General features: G+C 65.7%; 3 protein-coding genes. All 3 read left to right on the top strand.

Features of this window, described 5'->3' with window-relative positions; genetic code table 11:
* Window positions 1-8: 8 nt before the first annotated feature.
* The 3 genes from HQ912_RS12375 (at window position 9) to HQ912_RS12365 (ending at window position 18,234) form a co-directional block, all read left to right on the top strand.
* Window positions 9-1,055 carry a TauD/TfdA family dioxygenase gene (locus tag HQ912_RS12375; protein WP_076384134.1) on the top strand — a complete coding sequence of 349 codons (1,047 nt, stop codon included), beginning with the start codon at window positions 9-11 and terminating at the stop codon, window positions 1,053-1,055.
* A 111-nt stretch (window positions 1,056-1,166) separates the two neighbouring features.
* Entirely contained in the window at window positions 1,167-4,229 is a 3,063-nt protein-coding gene (locus tag HQ912_RS12370) for a non-ribosomal peptide synthetase (RefSeq protein WP_173406836.1), read from the top strand.
* Window positions 4,230-4,287: 58 nt separating this feature from the next.
* A complete protein-coding gene (locus HQ912_RS12365; protein WP_173406835.1) occupies window positions 4,288-18,234 on the top strand; it encodes a non-ribosomal peptide synthase/polyketide synthase in 13,947 nt (4,648 codons plus the stop codon).
* The last annotated feature ends 87 nt before the right edge of the window (window positions 18,235-18,321 follow it).

Here is an 18,321-nt window from a genome sequence, read left to right as displayed (position 1 = left end):
ATGCCGTTATGTCTATCGTGCCCCCATCGCCACGTGCCCTTGGCGCCGTGCGTCGCAAAGCCATGAACGTCTCGGAACAACAGTTGGTCACCGAGCGCCTGCTCAGTCCAGACCACGCGCTGCCCCTGGTGATCGAACCGGCGGTCAGCGGCGTTGACCTGATCGCCTGGGCCGCCCGGGAACGCGAGTCGCTGGAAAAGAAACTGCTGCAGTACGGCGCCCTGCTGTTTCGCGGCTTCAACGTCGCGTCTGTCGAGCAGTTCGACCAGGTGATCGCCGCCCTCTCCCCCGGAGCGCTGGAATACATGTTCCGCGCGTCCCCCCGGACACGGGTCGGCGGCAACATCTACACCTCGACCGACTACCCGGCCGACCAGATGATTTTCCCCCACAACGAGCACTCCTACTCGCCGCGCTTCCCGCTGCGGTTGTTCTTCTACTGCCAACTGCCGTCCGAGACCGGCGGTGAAACACCGATCGGCTCGACCCGCGCCGTAAAGGCCAGGATCAGCCCGCAGATCGAAGCGCGGTTCCGGGAAAAAGGCGTGCTGTACGTTCGCAACTACGGCGACGGTTTCGGCCTGCCGTGGCAGAGCGTGTTCCAGTCCGAAGACCGCCGCGAAGTGGAAGCCTACTGCGCCAGCGTCGGCATCGAAGTGGAATGGAAAGACAACAATCGCCTGCGCACCCGCCAACGCGGGCCGGCCGTGGTGCGCCACCCGCGCACCGGCGAAGAGGTCTGGTTCAACCACGCCACGTTCTTCCACATCAGCACCCTGCCCGAGCGAATCCGCGATTCGCTGCAAAGCAACTTCAACGACCTCGACCTGCCCACCAACACCTTTTACGGCGATGGCGAACCGATCGAGCCGCAGGTCCTGGAATCGCTACGCGCGGCCTACCTCGACTCGCTGGTGCGCTTCAGCTGGCAGCAGGGGGACGTGTTGTTCATCGACAACATGCTCGCTGTGCACGGTCGCGAACCCTTTACCGGCAAGCGCGCCATCATGACCGGCATGGCTGAAGCCCTGCTGTCGAGCGACGTTGCCGTCTGACATTCAACGGGTCCACCCGCCGTTCGCAGGCGGCTTGCCTGACACGAGTCCAGCAAGCCCCGACGTCTGTGCGGTGATCCAGGCTCAAGCCCTTTTCCAGTCGAGATGAACATGAGCGGACTTCAAGGTTTTCGTATTTCCCCGCAACAGGCATCGGTTTACCCCCACACCCACGGCGCAGCGCAGCACCCGTTCAGCTGTCATTTGCAATGGTCGCTGTCACAACCGCTGGACGTCGATGCACTGAACAACCGCCTGCAGGCACTGGTGGCCGGCAGCGAGATCCTGCGCACACGCCTGATGCCCGTGCCAGGCCTGCGCCACCCGGTGCAGGTGATTGACGAAGCCGGCTCACTGGCGGTGAACCTCCAGGACCTGCGCCAGCACAGCCGCGCCGACCAGGACGCCGCACTGGCTCAGCTCGCCACCCAGCCCCGTGACTGGACAACCCCGCTGTGGGTGACCCTGGTGCGCCTGTCCGATGAGCAAGGCGTGCTGGACCTCGCGGCGGCCAGCAGCCACTTCGACCTCGCCAGCCTGAAATGGCTGGCCGCTGCATTGCTGCAAGACACTGCCACGGACCTGTCCGAAACCCTGCAGTACGCCGATTACGCCGAATGGCGCTGGAGCCTGGTGGAAGACGCACCGGATCATCCGGGCGTGAGCTTCTGGAAACCTGCGGGCGACACCGAACAGGCCACCTTGCAGCTGCCGCTGGAATCGCCCCTCGATGGTGGATTTGCGCCGACCCGACTGGAGCTGACGCTGCCGGCCGACCTCGCCCGTCACCCGGCCCTGACCCCGGAACTGCTGCTGGCGGCATGGGCAGCGGTCCTGGGACGACTGGCCGGCCAGCAACAGGTGCCACTCACTCTGATCCATGAAAGTCGCGGCGCGGAACTGGAGAACACCCTGGGCCTGTTCGAACAGTGCCTGCCCGTGAGCATCGAACTGGATGCCCAGGCGACTCTGCTGGAGCAAAGCACGCAAGTGGCCGCCACCCTGGAACGGCTGATTGGCTGGCAAGACTATTACACCGGCGACCACCACGCCGGATACGCTTTTGCCTGGCGCTCCGGCGATGCCCGGGAGCGCCACGCCAGTGCGGTCATGAACCCGTTGAAGGCTTGCCTGAACGTCCGCCAGTTGCCCGACAGCCTGCACGCGCAGGTTGTCTACGACCGCCATGTCCTCAGCGCCGACGCTGTGGGCTGCCTCGCCGAACAATGGCTGCAACTGCTGCACGGCGCCCTGGCCGAACCGCAACGGGGCTGGGCCCAATTGCCCCTGGGTGGCGCGCTGCAAGCGCAGTTGATCGGCGCCGGCGCGAGCGCACCCTCCATCGAACCGGTGACGCTGGTGGAATTGATTGCCCGTCAGGTTCGCCAACAACCGAACGCCATCGCCCTCAGCGACCAGGACGGTGACCTGAGCTACAGCCGCCTCGACGCCTGCGCCACGCAACTGGCCCATCAACTGGTCGCCGCCGGCATCGGTCCAGGGGTGCCCGTCGGCATCCTGTTCGCCCGCAGCAACGCAGCCATTGTCGCCATGCTCGCGGTCTTGAAAGCCGGTGGCGCCTATGTGCCCGTCGATCCGACCTACCCGGCCGACCGCCGCGCCTACATGCTCACCGACAGCGCCATCGCCCACATCGTGGTCAGCGCCGAACTGGCCGACAGCGTGCCGGCCAACCTGCAACGCTTCGTGCTGGATGAGCTGACAACACAGGACCTCGGCGACTGTCCGGCACTGCCCTTGCCGGACGCCAACGACCTCGCCTACCTGATCTACACCTCCGGCTCTACCGGTGCGCCGAAAGCCGTGGAAATCAGCCACGGCGCCTTGAGTTTCTCGACCCAAGTGCGCATGGCGGCCTATGAGACCCCGGTGCGCGCCTACCTGTTGTTGTCATCGTTTGCCTTCGACAGTTCGGTCGCCGGGATTTTCTGGACCCTGGCCCAAGGCGGACGCCTGGTATTGCCCGCCCCAGGCGAAGAGCTGGAGATGGCCCGCCTGGCGCAGTTGATTGCCCAGCACCAGGTCAGCCACGGCCTGTCGCTGCCGTCGCTGTACCAGGCCCTGCTCGATCAATTGCAGCGCAGCGGGGGAACCGACAGCCTGGCCTGCTGGATCGTCGCGGGTGAGGCTTGCCCACCATCGCTGATCGCGCAACACAGCAAGACCCTGCCACGCGCACATCTGGTGAACGAATACGGTCCCACTGAGGCCACCGTCTGGGCCACCTATGAGGTGTTGGACCCAAGCCGGAACGTCAGCATCGGCCGTCCGATCGCCGGCATGGACCTGCGCCTGCTGAATGAATTCGACACGGCTTGCGGCATTGGCGAACCGGGTGAAATCGTCCTCGCCGGCCCCACCCTGGCCCGCGGCTATCGCCACAAACCCGAAGAAACCGCCAAGGCCTTCGTCACCCTGGCCGACGGCACTCGCGCCTACCGCACCGGCGACCTGGCGTGCTGGCTAGCCGACGGGCGCCTGGCATTCCTGGGGCGCAAGGACCATCAGGTCAAGGTGCGCGGCTACCGCATCGAACTGGGCGAAATCGAACGCCAATTGTGCAGCCACAGCGACGTGCGCGAAGCCGCGGTGATCGTCCAGGAACATGCCGCCGGCAAGCGCCTGCTCGCCTATATCCTGGCCGCCCACGGCTACGCACCGGACTCGGAGGCGATCAAGCGTTTCCTCGGCGAGCGTCTGCCGTCGTACATGGTGCCGGCCCTGGTGCTGACCCTGGCGAGCTTTCCGCGCACGCCCAACGGCAAGCTCGACACCCGCCAGTTGCCCGACCCGGAGCAGCTCGACGAAAGCGCCCACGTGGCGCCGCGCAACGCCATGGAAACCACCCTGCAAGCCATCGTCGCCAAGGTCTTGAAACTCTCGACGGTGAGCGTCACCGACAATTTCTTCGCCATCGGCGGCGACTCGATCCTGAGCCTGCAAGTGGTGGCCCAGGCCCATGAGCAAGGCATCGCGCTGTCGGCCAAGCAAGTCTTCGAACGCCAGACCGTCGCAGCCATGGCCGAGGTCGCGCAACCGCTGGATCCGAGCGCCGCCGAGCCCCAAGCCGACAGCACCGAATTCAGCGCCTCGGGCCTGTCCGATGACGAAATGCAAGCGCTGATGGCCGAACTGGACGAGGCCGACCTGTGAACGGTTCTTCTCGTCACCACGCCATCACCGTCGCCCCTATTTACGCAGGATCCTTTCAATGACCAGCGAAAAAACCACCGGTAACCCGATCGAAGACATTTACCCGCTGTCGCCGCTGCAACAAGGGATGCTGTTCCACTCCCTGCTGCACGAAGACTCCGGTGTCTACCTGATGCAGGATCGCTACCGCATCGGCGGGGCCATCGATGAAGGCGCGTTCCTCGAATCGTGGCGCCAGGTGGTAGCGCTGCACCCTTCCCTGCGCGCCAGCTTCCAGTGGAAAAGCCAGAAGCAACCGGTGCAGGTGATCCATCGTCAGGTCAAGGTACCGCTGGACACCCTCGATTTGCGCGGGCTCGCCCCCCATGAGCAGGAAGCACGGATCCGCACCCTGCTGGAAGACGAGCAGAAAGTCGGCTTCAACCTGTCCAAGCCACCGCTGATTCGCTTTCGACTGGTGCGCCTGGCTGACGAGTCCTACGAATTCATTCGCAGCTTCCACCACATCCTGATGGACGCCTGGTGCATTTCCCTGGTGACCGTGGACTTCCTCAAAGTCTACGAAGCACTGTGCAACGACCGCACGCCAGAGCTGAAAAGCCCTCGGCCGTTTCGCGATTACATCCAGTGGCTGCAACGCCAGGATGCGGGCAAGGCCGAGCAATTCTGGCGCGGCCAGTTGCAAGGGCTAAACGCGCCCACACCACTGACCGTGGACAACGGCGTGACCCGCGACCGCTACACCGATGCGGTGCTGGTGGACGACCAACTGATTCACCTGAACGAGCAGGAAACCCAGGCGCTGGCGGCGTTCTGCCGCAATCGGCGGATCACCCCGAACACGTTTTTCCAGGGCGTCTGGTCACTGCTGCTGTCGCGCTACAGCGGGCAACAGGACGTGGTCTTCGGCGTCACCGTGGCCGGGCGTCCGGCCGACCTGACCGGCGTCGCGCAAATGATCGGCCTGTTCATCAACACCCTGCCACTGCGGGTGTCGGTGGACCCGAATGCCACGCTCGGCAATTGGCTGGGCGACCTGCAAAAGCTCAACGTCGACATGCGCGACTTCGAGCACACGCCGTTGACCGACATCCAGGGCTGGAGCGATTTCCCCCGGGGCGAGACCCTGTTCGACAGCATCCTGGTATTCGAAAACGCGCCCATCGACGAACAGATCCTCGAAGGCGGCTTCCAGTTCAGCCTCGAAGGTATGGACCACAGCGTGCACACCCACTACGGCTTGACCGTGGTGATCCTGCCGGGGGAACAGCTGGGCATCCGCGTGTCGTATGACCGCGAACGTTTCGAGGCCGCCACCGTGCAGCGCCTGCTGGGCCACATCGCCAGCCTGGTGCGCAGCATGCTCGCCGCCCCCGACGCGCCGTTGGCCAGCTTCGAATTGCTGGCCACCGAGGAGCGCCAACAGTTGCTGGGCGAGTGGGCACTCAACCGCCACGATTTCCCGCTGGATCAAAGCTACGCCGAGCTGTTTGCCGCCCAGGTCGCCCAGCGCGGTGATCAGGTCGCCGCGATCTGCGCCGGTGAGTCACTGACCTACGCCGAGCTGGACCTGCGTTCCACGCGCCTGGCTCATGCCCTGCGCGAGGCCGGCGTCGGTGCAGATCAACTGGTCGCGCTGGTGGCCCCTCGTGGCCTGGCGCTGTTGACCATGATGCTGGCCGTGTTCAAGGCGGGCGCAGCGATGCTGCCCCTTGAGGTCAATCACCCGCCCGAGCGCCTGCGGGAAATCCTCGGGCTGTCCCGCGCGCCTCTGCTGGTGGCGAGCGAAGCCTGCAGCGGCCTGCTCGATCAACTGCTCAGCGACCTCGACCGGGCGCCCGAGGCGCTGTTCGCCGAGGCCTGCTGGACGTCGGGCAACGACGCGCCTCTGCCGGTGCTCGCCGGTCCGGACAGCCTGGCCTACGTGCTGTTCACCTCCGGTTCGACCGGCACTCCGAAGGGTGTGATGATCGAACAGCGCGGCATGCTCAACAACATCTTCGGCAAAGTACCGGCCCTGGGCCTCAGCGCCGCCGACCGGATTCCCCAGACCGCCTCGGTGGCGTTCGACATTTCGGTGTGGCAGTTCCTCGCCGCGCCGGTGCTCGGTGCCACCGTGCACATTCTCCCGGATGAGGTCGCCCACGACCCGCAACGCCTGTTGCAAGTGCTCGCCAGCGAGCGCCTGAACGTGCTGGAAATCGTCCCGAGCCTGATGCGCACCTTGCTCGCGCTGTGCCCATGCGATTTGCAACTGCCGGACCTGCGCTGGGTATTGCCCACTGGTGAAGCCCTGCCGCCGACCGTGGCCCGCGACTGGTTCGCCCGGTTCCCCGACATTGCCTTGATGAACGCCTACGGGCCGGCTGAATGCGCCGACGACGTGGCCTTCCAGCCGATCTTCGAAGCACCGGGGGTCGAAGTCAGCCACATGCCCATCGGCCAGCCGACCGCCAATAACCGCCTGTACGTGCTGGACGAAGCCCTGCGTCCGGTGCCGGTTGGCGTGGCCGGGGAAATTTGTGTCGGGGGCGTCGGCGTCGGCCGCGGCTACCTGCACGACCCGCAACGCACCGCTGACGCCTTTATCGACCACCCTCAACTCGAAGGTCGCCTGTACCGCACCGGTGACCTGGGGCGCTGGCGTGCAGACGGGGTGATCGAATACCTCGGCCGCCGCGACCAGCAGGTCAAACTGCGCGGGCACCGGATCGAGCTGACGGAAATCGAACACCGTCTCGCGCAGCACCCGAACGTGCGGGAAGCCGTGGTCCTGCTGCGGGAAAACACCGTCGGCGAAGCCTGGCTGGTGGCGTACTGGGCGGCCCATGACCAGGCCCTGGGCAGCGACGACCTGAGCGAGCACCTGCGCGCGCAACTGCCGCCGTACATGGTGCCGGCGGCCTTCGTCTGCCTGGACAAGCTGCCCCTGAACAACAACGGCAAGGTCGATCGCAAAGCCCTCGCCGCCCGTGAGCTGGACTGGCAGGCCGACACCCAGCACAGCATCGCCCCGCGCAACGCGCTGGAAACCAGCGTGGCGTCTGTCTGGGCCGAGGTCCTGGGGCGCGACACAGTAGGCGTGGAAGACAACTTCTTCACCCTCGGTGGGCATTCACTACTGGCGACCCAGATCGTGGCCCGCCTGCGCACCCAATTCAAGCTCGACCTGCCGTTGCGGGTGTTGTTCGAACAGCCGACCGTGGCCTTGCTGGCCAAAGCCATCGCCGCCCGCCAGGCCGAGGCCGCCGCACCACACGCCAACGCGCTCAGCGTGCCCAAGGCCCAGCCTCGTCCGCCGCTGCTACCGCTGTCGTTCTCGCAACAGCGTCTGTGGTTCATCGAACAACTGACGCCGGGCACCACCCTGTTCAACATCCCGTTCGCCCTGCACCTCAAGGGTGAACTCAACGTCCAGGCGCTGCACGCCAGCCTGAACGATCTGCTGGTGCGCCACGAAATCCTGCGTACCGGCATCCACAATAACAACGGCGTGCCCTGCCAGCGCATCAGCCCAGCGCTGGACATCTCGCTGCCCTTCGAAGACTTGTCGAGCCTGACCGCTACCGCGCGCGCCGGCGCGCAGTTCAATGCCTTGCAAGACACCTTCGAGCAACCGTTCGACCTGACCTGCCCTCCGTTGCTGCGGGCGCGCTTGCTGCGCCTGGCGCCGGACGAGCATGTGCTCGGCATCGCCCTGCATCACCTGGTCTCGGACGCCTGGTCGGCCACCATCGCCCTGCGCGAGCTGGCCCTGGGTTATGAAGCCCGTTGCAACGGCGCGCCCGCCGCCCTGCCGGCCCTGCCACTGCAATACGCTGACTTCGCCCTCTGGCAGCGCGAACACCTGCAAGGCGCGGAACTCAAGCGCCAACTCGATTACTGGACCACCACCCTGGACCGTCGCGACAGCGACGCCAGCCCGCTGCTGGCCTTGCCCACCGATCATCCTCGGCCGTCGGTGCAAAGCTACCGCGCCGGGATCGTGCAGCGTGAACTCAGCGCCGACCTCAGTGGTCGAGTGCAAGCCTTTGCCAGTCGCCTCGGCACCACGCCGTTCACCGTCCTGTTCGCCGGTTTTGCCGTGCTGATGCACCGTTTGAGCGGCGACGCCACGGTACTGGTCGGCACCCCGGTCACCCACCGGGAACAACCGGGCACCGAAGGCCTGCTGGGCATCTTGCTGAACAACCTGGCGATCCGCGCCGACTTCGAGCCGCAAGCCGACTTCACCGCCCTGGTCAAACAAGTGGCCGAGCGTATGCGCAATGGCTTGCTGCATCAGGACCTGCCGTTCGAACAATTGGTCGACAACCTGCAACTGCCGCGCAGCCTCAGCCATGCACCGCTGTACCAGGTGATGGTCGCCCAGCAACTGGCCATGGAGTCGCGGTTGCGCTTCCCCGGGCTGGAATTCGAAGCCCTGGACACGCCGCTGCGCCACTCCGAATGCGACTTGGACTTGCACGTGCTGTGCCCGGCCAATGCGCCGATCCAGCTGGAGCTGATGTTCGCCCTCGACCTGTTCGTCGCCGACAGCGCCCGCCAGACTCTCGCGCGCCTGGAGCATCTGCTCGAACACATGCTCGCCGAGCCACAGCGCCCGGTCGCCGCCTTGCCGCTGCTAATGGACGCGGAGTGGCAACGCACCGTGGTCGAGTGGAACCGCACCGAGATGCAGGTGCCGACGCACCTGACCTTTGCCCAGTTGTTTGAACAACAGGCCGAGCGCACCCCGGAACGCGACGCCCTGTGTTTCGAAGGCCGCAGCCTGAGCTACGGCGAACTGAATCGGCGCGCCAACCAGGTGGCGCATTACCTGCGCAGCTGTGGTGTCGGTGCCAACCGCCCGGTGGCGCTGTGTGTCGAGCGTTCGCTGGAACTGCTGGTCGGCCTGCTGGGCATTCTCAAGTCCGGCGGCGCTTATGTACCGCTGGACCCGACCTACCCGGTGGATCGCCTGGCGTACATGCTTGAAGACGCGCAGCCGGCACTGTTCCTCGGCCAGCAAGGCCTGCTGGAACAGCTGGGCGCCGAACTGCCACGCTTGCGCCTGGACAGCGACGCAGCGCTGTTCGCCAACCAGCCGGACAGCAACCCTGCCCCGCTCGCCGGCCCGCAAGACCTGGCCTACATCATGTACACCTCCGGCTCGACCGGTAAGCCCAAGGGCACCCTGGTAACCAACGGCTCGGTGGTCAACCTGGCCTGGGCGCGCATCCATGGCTTGTATCGCCGCTACACCGACCAGCCGATGCGCACCAGCTTCAACTACTCGTTCGCCTTCGACAGCTCGGTGGCCGAGCTGATCCTGCTGCTCGACGGCCACAGCCTGTACCTGACCCCGGAAGACGTGCGCTACGACCCCGAGGCCCTGGCCGGGTTCTTCCGCGACACCCGTCTGGAAGCCTTCGAGTGCACCCCGGCACAGCTCAAGGCCCTGCTTGAAAGCGACGGTGTTCGCCGTGGCGAGGTGTACCTGCCGCGCTTCGTGCTGTTCGGTGGCGATGCGGTGGATGCACAGCTATGGCAACGCTTGCCGTCGATTGCCGGCAGCCGCTTCTTCAACACCTACGGCCCAACCGAATGCACGGTCGATGCAACCGGTTGCGCGGTGGATGACTTCCCGCTGCGGCCGATCATTGGCCGGCCGATCGCCAACGTGCGCACTTACGTGCTCGATGCGTTCCTCAACCCGATGCCGGTGGGCGTCCCGGGGGAACTGCACATCGGCGGTGCCGGCGTGACCCTGGGCTACCTCAACCGTGCCGAACAGACCGCGAAGGTGTTCATCGAAGACCCGTTCTCGTCGCTGCCCGGTGCGCGGATGTACAAGTCCGGCGATCTGGTGCGCTGGCTGCCGGACGGCCAGCTCGAATACCTGGGACGCATGGATCATCAAGTGAAGATTCGTGGCTTCCGCGTCGAACTGGGGGAAATTGAAACCCTGATCGGCGCCCAACCGGGCGTGCGCCAGGCCGTGGTGTTAGCCCGTGAAGACGTGCCCGGCGACAAGCGCCTGGTGGCCTACGTGACCTGCGACCAGCAGGCCGACATCCACGCCTGGCGCAACGCCATTGGCGCCGCCCTGCCCGACTACATGGTGCCTTCGGCATTCGTGCTGCTCGATGAGTTGCCACTGACCGACAACGGCAAACTCAACCGCAAGGCCTTGCCGGCCCCGGACATCCAAGCCGCACCAGACGCTCTGCAGCCACCGCGCAGCGTCGCCGAACAGCAACTGGCTGCCCTGTGGGCCGAGTTGCTGAACGTGCCGTCGTCGCAGATCGGCCGTGATAGCCACTTCTTCTACCTCGGCGGCCACTCGCTGCTGGCGGCGGCGCTGTTTGCCCGCCTGCGTCAACAGTTCACCAGCGTGCCACCGTTGCGCTCGGTATTTGAACACCCAACCCTTGAAGCCTTGGCCGCGCTGCTGGGCGATCCCCTGCAAGCCCCGGCGGCGACCTTCGCTGCACCGGCACGTCCGGCACGCCTGCCGCTGTCGTTCGAACAGCAACGCTTGTGGTTCCTCGAACAACTGAGCGCCGGCGGTGGTGAATACAACGTGGTCAGCGCCGTGCAACTGGACGGCGAACTCGATGTCCAGGCCCTGCAAATGGCCCTGAACAATGTGGTCCAACGCCACGAAATCCTGCGCAGCCGCATCGTGCGCGATAGCGACGGCGAGTTGGCGTTGATCGTCGAACCCCAAGTCGATATCACCCTGCAAGTCACGCCACTGCAGGCCGCCAGCGACGAGCAGTGGCAACAACTGACCGACGCGGCGATCCACGCGCAAACTGGCCGCCGTTTCGACCTCGCCGCCGAAGTGCCCGTGCGTGCCACACTGCTGCAACGCAGCGGCGGCGCCCAGTCGCTGCTGTTGCTCAGCCTGCACCACTGCGCCACCGATGACGCCTCCAGCCAGAACCTGCTGGATGAGCTGCGACAGTTCTACACCGCCCAGTGCCAGGGCACTCCGGCGGCACTGCCGGCGCTGGCGCTGCAATACCCCGATTATGCCCTCTGGCAGCGCGAGCCCAGTCAACAGACCATGTTCAGCAGCCAACTGGAATACTGGCGCAACCAACTGGAGGACGGCGACTACCTGCTGGACCTGCCGACCGAACAGGGCCGTCCGAACCAGCTCGCCCCAGCGGCCGGCGCAGTGCAACTGCAATTGCCGTCTGCCCTGGTGGCACGCCTGCGGCAGTTCGCCCAGCAACGCGGCGCCACGCTGTACATGCTCATGCTCGGTGCGGCGCAGTTGCTCTTGGGGCGCTACGCCAACCAGCGCGACGTACGGGTCGGCAGCCCGGTGGCCCAGCGTCCATTCGCCGAGCTGCAACCGCTGATCGGCTGCTTCGTCAACACCGTGGTCATGCGCGCCGATCTGGATCCGACGCTGGATTTCGAAGGTTTGCTGGGCCAGGTGCGCAACCGTGTGCTGGATGCCCAGCAGCATCAGGACGTGCCGTTCGACCAGGTCGTGGAGCACTTGAAGCCGTCGCGCAGCCTCGGCCAGACGCCGCTGTTCCAAGTGCTGTTCGCCATGCAGAACGCTGACTCGTCCTCGGCTCACTGGCCGCAGTTGCAGGTGCGCGAACGGGCGGTGACCGCCCAGGCCACCAAGTACGACCTGAACTGGGAAGTGCACGACGGCGAGGTGCTGTCGGTGTTGCTGGAATACCGCGCCGCGCTGTTCAGCGAAACCACGGCCCGGCGTTGGCTGGAGCAGTGGCAACAACTGCTGGAAGCCATGCTCGAAGCACCGCAGACCCGTCTCGGGGACTGGACACCGTTGCCAGCGGCCGAGCGTCATCGCCAACTGATCGAGTGGAACGCCACCGAGCGCAACTACAGCGGCCCGCCCGACCTGCACACCGCGCTCAGTCAACAAGCCGCCCTGAGCCCCAACGCCCCGGCATTGGTGTTCGACGGCCAGCGCCTGAGCTATGCCGAGCTGGATCAACGGGCGCAAACCGTTGCCCGAGCCCTGCGCGCCGCCGGCGTGGGCACCGACAGCATCGTGCCGCTGTGCATGGAGCGTTCGGTGGAGATGGTCGTGGCCTTGCTCGGTATCGTCCACGCCGGCGCCGCGTGGCTGCCGCTGGATCCGGAACTACCGGCCGCGCGCCTGGCGTTCCTGATCGAAGACGCCGATGCCAAGGTCACCTTGACCCAAGCGCAGTGGCTGTCGCGCCTGCCAACCGGACATCAAGCCTGGACGCTGGATGCGTTGCCAAACGCTGAAGTTGGAGAGCCGGTCAGCGTCGAGGCCAACGACCTGGCCTACGTGCTCTACACCTCCGGTTCCACCGGCCAACCCAAAGGCGTGATGAACGAACACGGCGCCTTGATGAACCGCCTGCACTGGATGCAGGACGCCTTCCCGATTGGCCCGAACGACCGCGTTCTGCAAAAGACCCCGTACAGCTTCGACGTGTCGGTGTGGGAGTTCTTCTGGCCGCTGATCACTGGCGCGACCCTGGTGGTCGCCCGTCCGGGCGGTCATCGCGATCCGGCTTACCTCAGCCAGTTGATCCAGCAGGAACGGGTCACGACGCTGCACTTCGTCCCGTCAATGCTGCGGGCGTTTGTCGAAGAACCGAGCTTGGTCGACTGCCACAGCCTGCGTCAGGTGTTCGCCAGCGGTGAAGCACTGCCGGTGGATCTGGTGCGACGCTTCATGGGCCAGCACCGGGCGGCTCTGGTCAACCTGTACGGCCCGACCGAAGCAGCCATCGACGTCTCGGTCTGGCGTTGCTCGGCGGACGATGCAATCGTGCCGATCGGCAAACCCATCGCCAACCTGCGTTTGTACATCCTCGACGAGGCCATGCAACCGTTGCCGATTGGCAGCATCGGCGAGCTGTACATCGGTGGTGTCGGCGTGGCCCGTGGTTATCTGAAACGCCCGGACCTGACCGAGGAACGCTTCCTCGCCAGTCCATTCGTGGCCGGTGATCGCCTGTACCGCACCGGTGACCGTTGCCGCTTCCTGGCCGATGGCAACATCGAGTACCTGGGACGTCTCGACCATCAAGTGAAATTGCGCGGCCAGCGCATCGAGCTGGGGGAAATCGACGCTGCACTTCTGGCGCAAGCCGGTATTCGCGATGCCGCCACCTTGTTGCTCGACCAGCGCCTGGTGAGTTTCTGGTGCGGAGACGCCGATGAGGCGACCCTGCGTGCCGAGTTGAGCGACAGTCTGCCCGCGCACATGCAGCCAAGCCTGTTCGTGCAGCTCGATCATCTGCCACTCAACAGCAACGGCAAGCTCGACCGCAAGGCATTGGCCGCCACGCCGCTGCCACAAAACCAAAGCGACCAGCCGCGCACCGCGCCGCGCAATGCCACTGAAAGCGTACTCTGCGAACTGTTCGGCGAAGTGCTGGGTTGTTCGCCAGTCGGCATCGAAGATCACTTCTTCCAACTCGGCGGCCACTCCTTGCTGGCCACCCGCCTGGTCAGCCGGGTCCGTGAGCGCCTTGGGGTTTCCCTGCCCTTGCCGCTGGTGTTCGCCCAACCAACGGTGGCGGCCCTGGCCGAGCATCTGCGCGCGGCCATCCCCGGTGAATGGATCAGCGCACAACCACGCCCGGCGCAATTGCCCCTGGGTCTGGCCCAGCGCCGATTCTGGATGCTCAGTCGCCTGGTGCCTGAGTCTCGCGAGTACCACATGCCGTTTGCCCTGACCTTGCGCGGCGAGCTGCAGGTCCAGGTCTTGCGCGACGCGTTTGAACAGGTCAGCCAACGCCACTTGGTGCTGCGCAGCCGGATTGTCGAAGTCGACGGCGAGCCGCAACTGCTGATCGACGACCACGGGCCGGCGCTCGCAGTCACTTGCGTCGCGACCCAGGACTGGGCAACGACCTGCGCCAACGCCCAGGACGAACTGATGACACCGTTTGACCTGGCCGCTGCCGCACCTTGGCGCGCGCATCTGCTGCAACGCCAGGGCAGCGACGAAAACCTGTTGTTGGTGTGCCTGCATCACAGCGCCACCGACGGCTGGGCCATGCAGTTGCTCATCGATGAACTGACCCAGGCCTACGCCGCCGGTCTCAACGGGCAGTCGCCGGCCTGGACGCCGCTGGAGATCGACTACGTCGATTTTGCCGTGTGGCAACAGCGCCCGGACACCCAGGCCGGGCGCAGTGACAGCCTGGACTACTGGAAAAACCACCTCGGCCAGGACGACTACCAACTCGACCTGCCCATCGACCATCCGCGTGGCGCTGAAGCAGATCGTCGCGCCCGGCAACTGACCGTCCGCCTCGGCACCCAGCGCGCCGAAGCCATCCGCCAGTTCGCCCGTCAGCGCGGCACCACCACCTATGTGGTGCTCGCCACGGCCTTGAGCGCGCTGCTGGCGCGTTACAGCGGTCAACGGGAGATTCGCTTCGGCACCCCGGCGGACCAGCGTGATCAACCGCAAGCCCAGACACTGCTGGCCTGTCTGGTCAACACCCTGGTGATCCGCAGCGACGTCGACCAACGGGCACCGGCCGAGCAATTGCTCGCCAGCCTCGAGGCCGACCTGCGCGCAGCCCAGGCCCACGCCGACCTGCCCTTCGCCACCCTGGTCGGGGCTGTCGCGCAAAACCGCGACCTGAACCGTACACCGCTGTTCCAGGTGCTGTTCTCCCTCAACTATGGCCGGGTGGACAGCAGCCAATGGCCGGGGCTGAACGTCGAAGAGCAGATGCTGCCGGTGATCGACGCCAAGTTCGAACAGAGCTGGGAAGTCCAGGACGATGGCAGCGACATGACGCTGGCGCTGGAATACCAATCGGCCTTGTTCGACGAAACGACGATGCAACGCTGGAGCGCGCAGTGGTGTGCGCTGCTTGATGCCTTGGTGGCAACCCCTGGGCGCACGCTGGTCGAACTGTTCCCGCAACAGCAGGATCAGCAGCAACTGGATCGCTGGAACGCCACCGAACGTCACTACAGCGGCCCGACCAACCTGCACACCGCGCTCAGCCAACAGGCAGCCCTGAGCCCCAACGCCCCGGCATTGGTGTCCGACGGCCAGCGCCTGAGCTATGCCGAGCTGGATCAACGGGCGCAAACCGTTGCCCGGGCCCTGCGCGCCGCCGGCGTGGGCACCGACAGCATCGTGCCGCTGTGCATGGAGCGTTCGGTGGAGATGGTCGTCGCCTTGCTCGGTATCGTCCATGCCGGCGCCGCGTGGTTGCCGCTGGACCCGGAATTGCCGGCTGCACGCCTGGCGTTCCTGATCGAAGACGCCGATGCCAAGGTCACCTTGACCCAGGCGCAGTGGCTGTCGCGCCTACCAACCGGACATCAAGCCTGGACCCTCGACGCTCTGCCCCAGGCTCCAGCGTTCGAGCCGATCAGCGTTGAAGCTCACGACCTGGCCTACGTGCTCTACACCTCCGGTTCCACCGGCCAACCCAAAGGCGTGATGAACGAACACGGCGCCTTGATGAACCGCCTGCACTGGATGCAGGACGCCTTCCCGATTGGCCCGAACGACCGTGTCCTGCAAAAGACCCCGTACAGCTTCGACGTGTCGGTGTGGGAGTTCTTCTGGCCGCTGATCACCGGCGCGACCCTGGTGGTCGCCCGCCCGGACGGGCATCGCGACCCGGCCTACCTCAGCCAGTTGATCCAGAAGGAGCGGGTCACGACGCTGCACTTCGTACCGTCAATGCTCCGTGCCTTTGTCGAGGAACCGAGCCTGGTCAACTGCCACAGCCTGCGCCAGGTGTTTGCCAGCGGCGAAGCACTGCCGGTGGATCTGGTGCGGCGCTTCATGGGCCAGCACCCGGCGGCCCTGGTCAACCTGTACGGCCCGACCGAAGCAGCCATCGACGTCTCGGTCTGGCGTTGCTCGGAGGGCGATGCAATCGTGCCGATCGGCAAACCCATCGCCAACCTGCGCTTGTACATCCTCGACGAGGCCATGCAGCCGTTGCCGATTGGCAGCATCGGCGAGCTGTACATCGGTGGCGTCGGCGTGGCCCGGGGTTATCTGAAACGCCCGGACCTGACCGAGGAACGCTTCCTCGCCAGCCCATTCATCGAAGGTGACCGCCTGTACCGCACCGGCGACCGTTGCCGCTTCCTGGCCGATGGCAACATCGAGTACCTGGGGCGTCTCGACCATCAGGTGAAATTGCGCGGCCAGCGCATCGAGCTGGGGGAAATCGACTCAGCGCTGCTTAAGCTGCCGGCCATCACCGGCGCCTGCACCCTGGTCATCGACAACCGCCTGGTGGCGTTCTACAGCAGTAGCACCGCGCAGTCGGACCTCGACACCCAGCTCGCTGCCGAACTGCCGGCGTACATGGTGCCGGCGGTGTGGGTGCAAATCCCGGCCCTGCCCCTGAGCACCAACGGCAAGATCGACCGCAAGGCCCTGGCCGCCCTGCCCCTGCCAAACACTCAGAAAGACTACGCGGCACCGCGCAACGAGCTGGAACGCCTGCTCTGCCAGTTGTTCGGCGAACTGCTCGGCGACACCTTGACCGGCGGCCGTGAAGTCGGCACCTCGGACAGTTTCTTTGCCCTGGGTGGTGACTCGATCCTCGGCCTGAAACTGATCTCGCGCCTGCGTGAACAGGGCTATTCGCTCACGCCACGGGACCTGTTCCGTTCGCCGACCCCGGCGGCGCTGGCCCACGTGACCACGACACTGTTGACCCAGGCCGAGCAAGGCGACGTGACCGGGCCAATGCCGCTGATGCCGTTGCACCAGTGGTTCTTCGACCAGCAGCAAGTCCAGGCCGCGCACTGGAACCAATCGGTGTTGGCCGACAGCGACCGTCGCCTGGAACCGGCCATCGTGCAAGCCACGCTGGACCGGCTGGTGGCCCACCACGACGCCCTGCGCTTGCGTTTCAGCAACATCGGCGGGCAATGGCAGGCGCACATCGCGCCGGTGGCCCCGGCCCAACTGACCCGCTGCGAGCACCCGGAACAACTGCTGCACGTCGCGCAAAGCCTGGACCTGCAACACGGCCCGTTGTTCGCCGCGGCCCTGTTGGAAGGCACGCCGCAGCGCCTGTACCTGGTGGCCCATCACCTGGTGGTCGACGCGGTGTCCTGGACGCCGCTGCTGGAAGACTTCCAACAGCTGTACCCCGCCTTGGAACGTGGCGAAAGCCCGGCGTTGCCGGCAAAAACCACCTCGTATCGTCAATGGGCCGAGCACTTGCAAGCCCATGCCGCGAAGGCTGCTGCCGAGCATCGCTACTGGAGTGCCCAGGTCGGCACGAACCGGCCGCCCATGGCCACGGTCGCCGAGCGCCAGACACTGGCGGCCCGCTGGAAAACCAACCGCACGCAGCAATGGCTGACCGAGTCCCACGCGGCGTACCGCACGCAACCGGAAGAACTGCTGATCGCCGCCCTCGCCGCGACCCTGGCCGAAGTCGAACAGCGCAGCGATATCGTGGTGGACCTTGAGCGCCACGGACGTGACGCACCGTTTGCCGGGCTGGACGTCGGCCGCACCGTCGGCTGGTTCACCACGCTGTACCCACTGCGGGTGAACGCCCGCGGTGCCGCGGGCGAGCAGGTGCGCAACGCCAAGCAAGCTTTGCGCGACGTACCCGGCCAAGGCCTTGGCTACGGCTTGCTGCGCCAGCGCGGCGAGTTGCCGGCCAGCCACGGTGATGTGCTGTTCAACTACCTGGGGCATGAGCAAACGCCAGAGGGCTGGTTGCGCGCCAGCAGCCTGACCCCGCCGCCGGAGGTGGCCCCGGTGAACCGAGTGACCCATGCCCGTGAAGTAGTGGCCTGGCTGGAGGACGGCGTGTTGCGTGTCGAATGGCACAGCGTCACGCCGAACGCCGACAGCCGTTTGCCCGCTCGTCTGCTAGAACATTTGCAGGCGCTGGGCGAGCACTGCCTCGACCCGCAGGCCGGTTCGCTGATGCCAGCGGATTTCCCGCTGGCCAAGGCGCTGAACCAGAAGTCCCTGGACAAGCTGCTGGGCAAACTCAAGACCAAACCCAATTCCCAAAGCTAGCGAGCGACGCCGCGCCCGCGCAGGTCTCGGACCGGCGCGGCGCCTTGATCGACGCTCACTCGAGTTTCAAGACTTTAAAATGGACCA

Source organism: Pseudomonas sp. MPDS (genome assembly GCF_013283895.1).
GTDB classification, from domain to species: Bacteria; Pseudomonadota; Gammaproteobacteria; order Pseudomonadales; family Pseudomonadaceae; genus Aquipseudomonas; species Aquipseudomonas rhizophila.
Note: the sequence above shows the minus strand (reverse complement) of the source record. Positions and strands in the feature narration are given on the sequence as shown.

Coding starts and splice junctions, on each gene's coding strand:
- HQ912_RS12375 (WP_076384134.1), top strand. CDS start 9: ATGTCTATCGTGCCCCCATCGCCACGTGCCCTTGGCGCCGTGCGTCGC.
- HQ912_RS12370 (WP_173406836.1), top strand. CDS start 1,167: ATGAGCGGACTTCAAGGTTTTCGTATTTCCCCGCAACAGGCATCGGTT.
- HQ912_RS12365 (WP_173406835.1), top strand. CDS start 4,288: ATGACCAGCGAAAAAACCACCGGTAACCCGATCGAAGACATTTACCCG.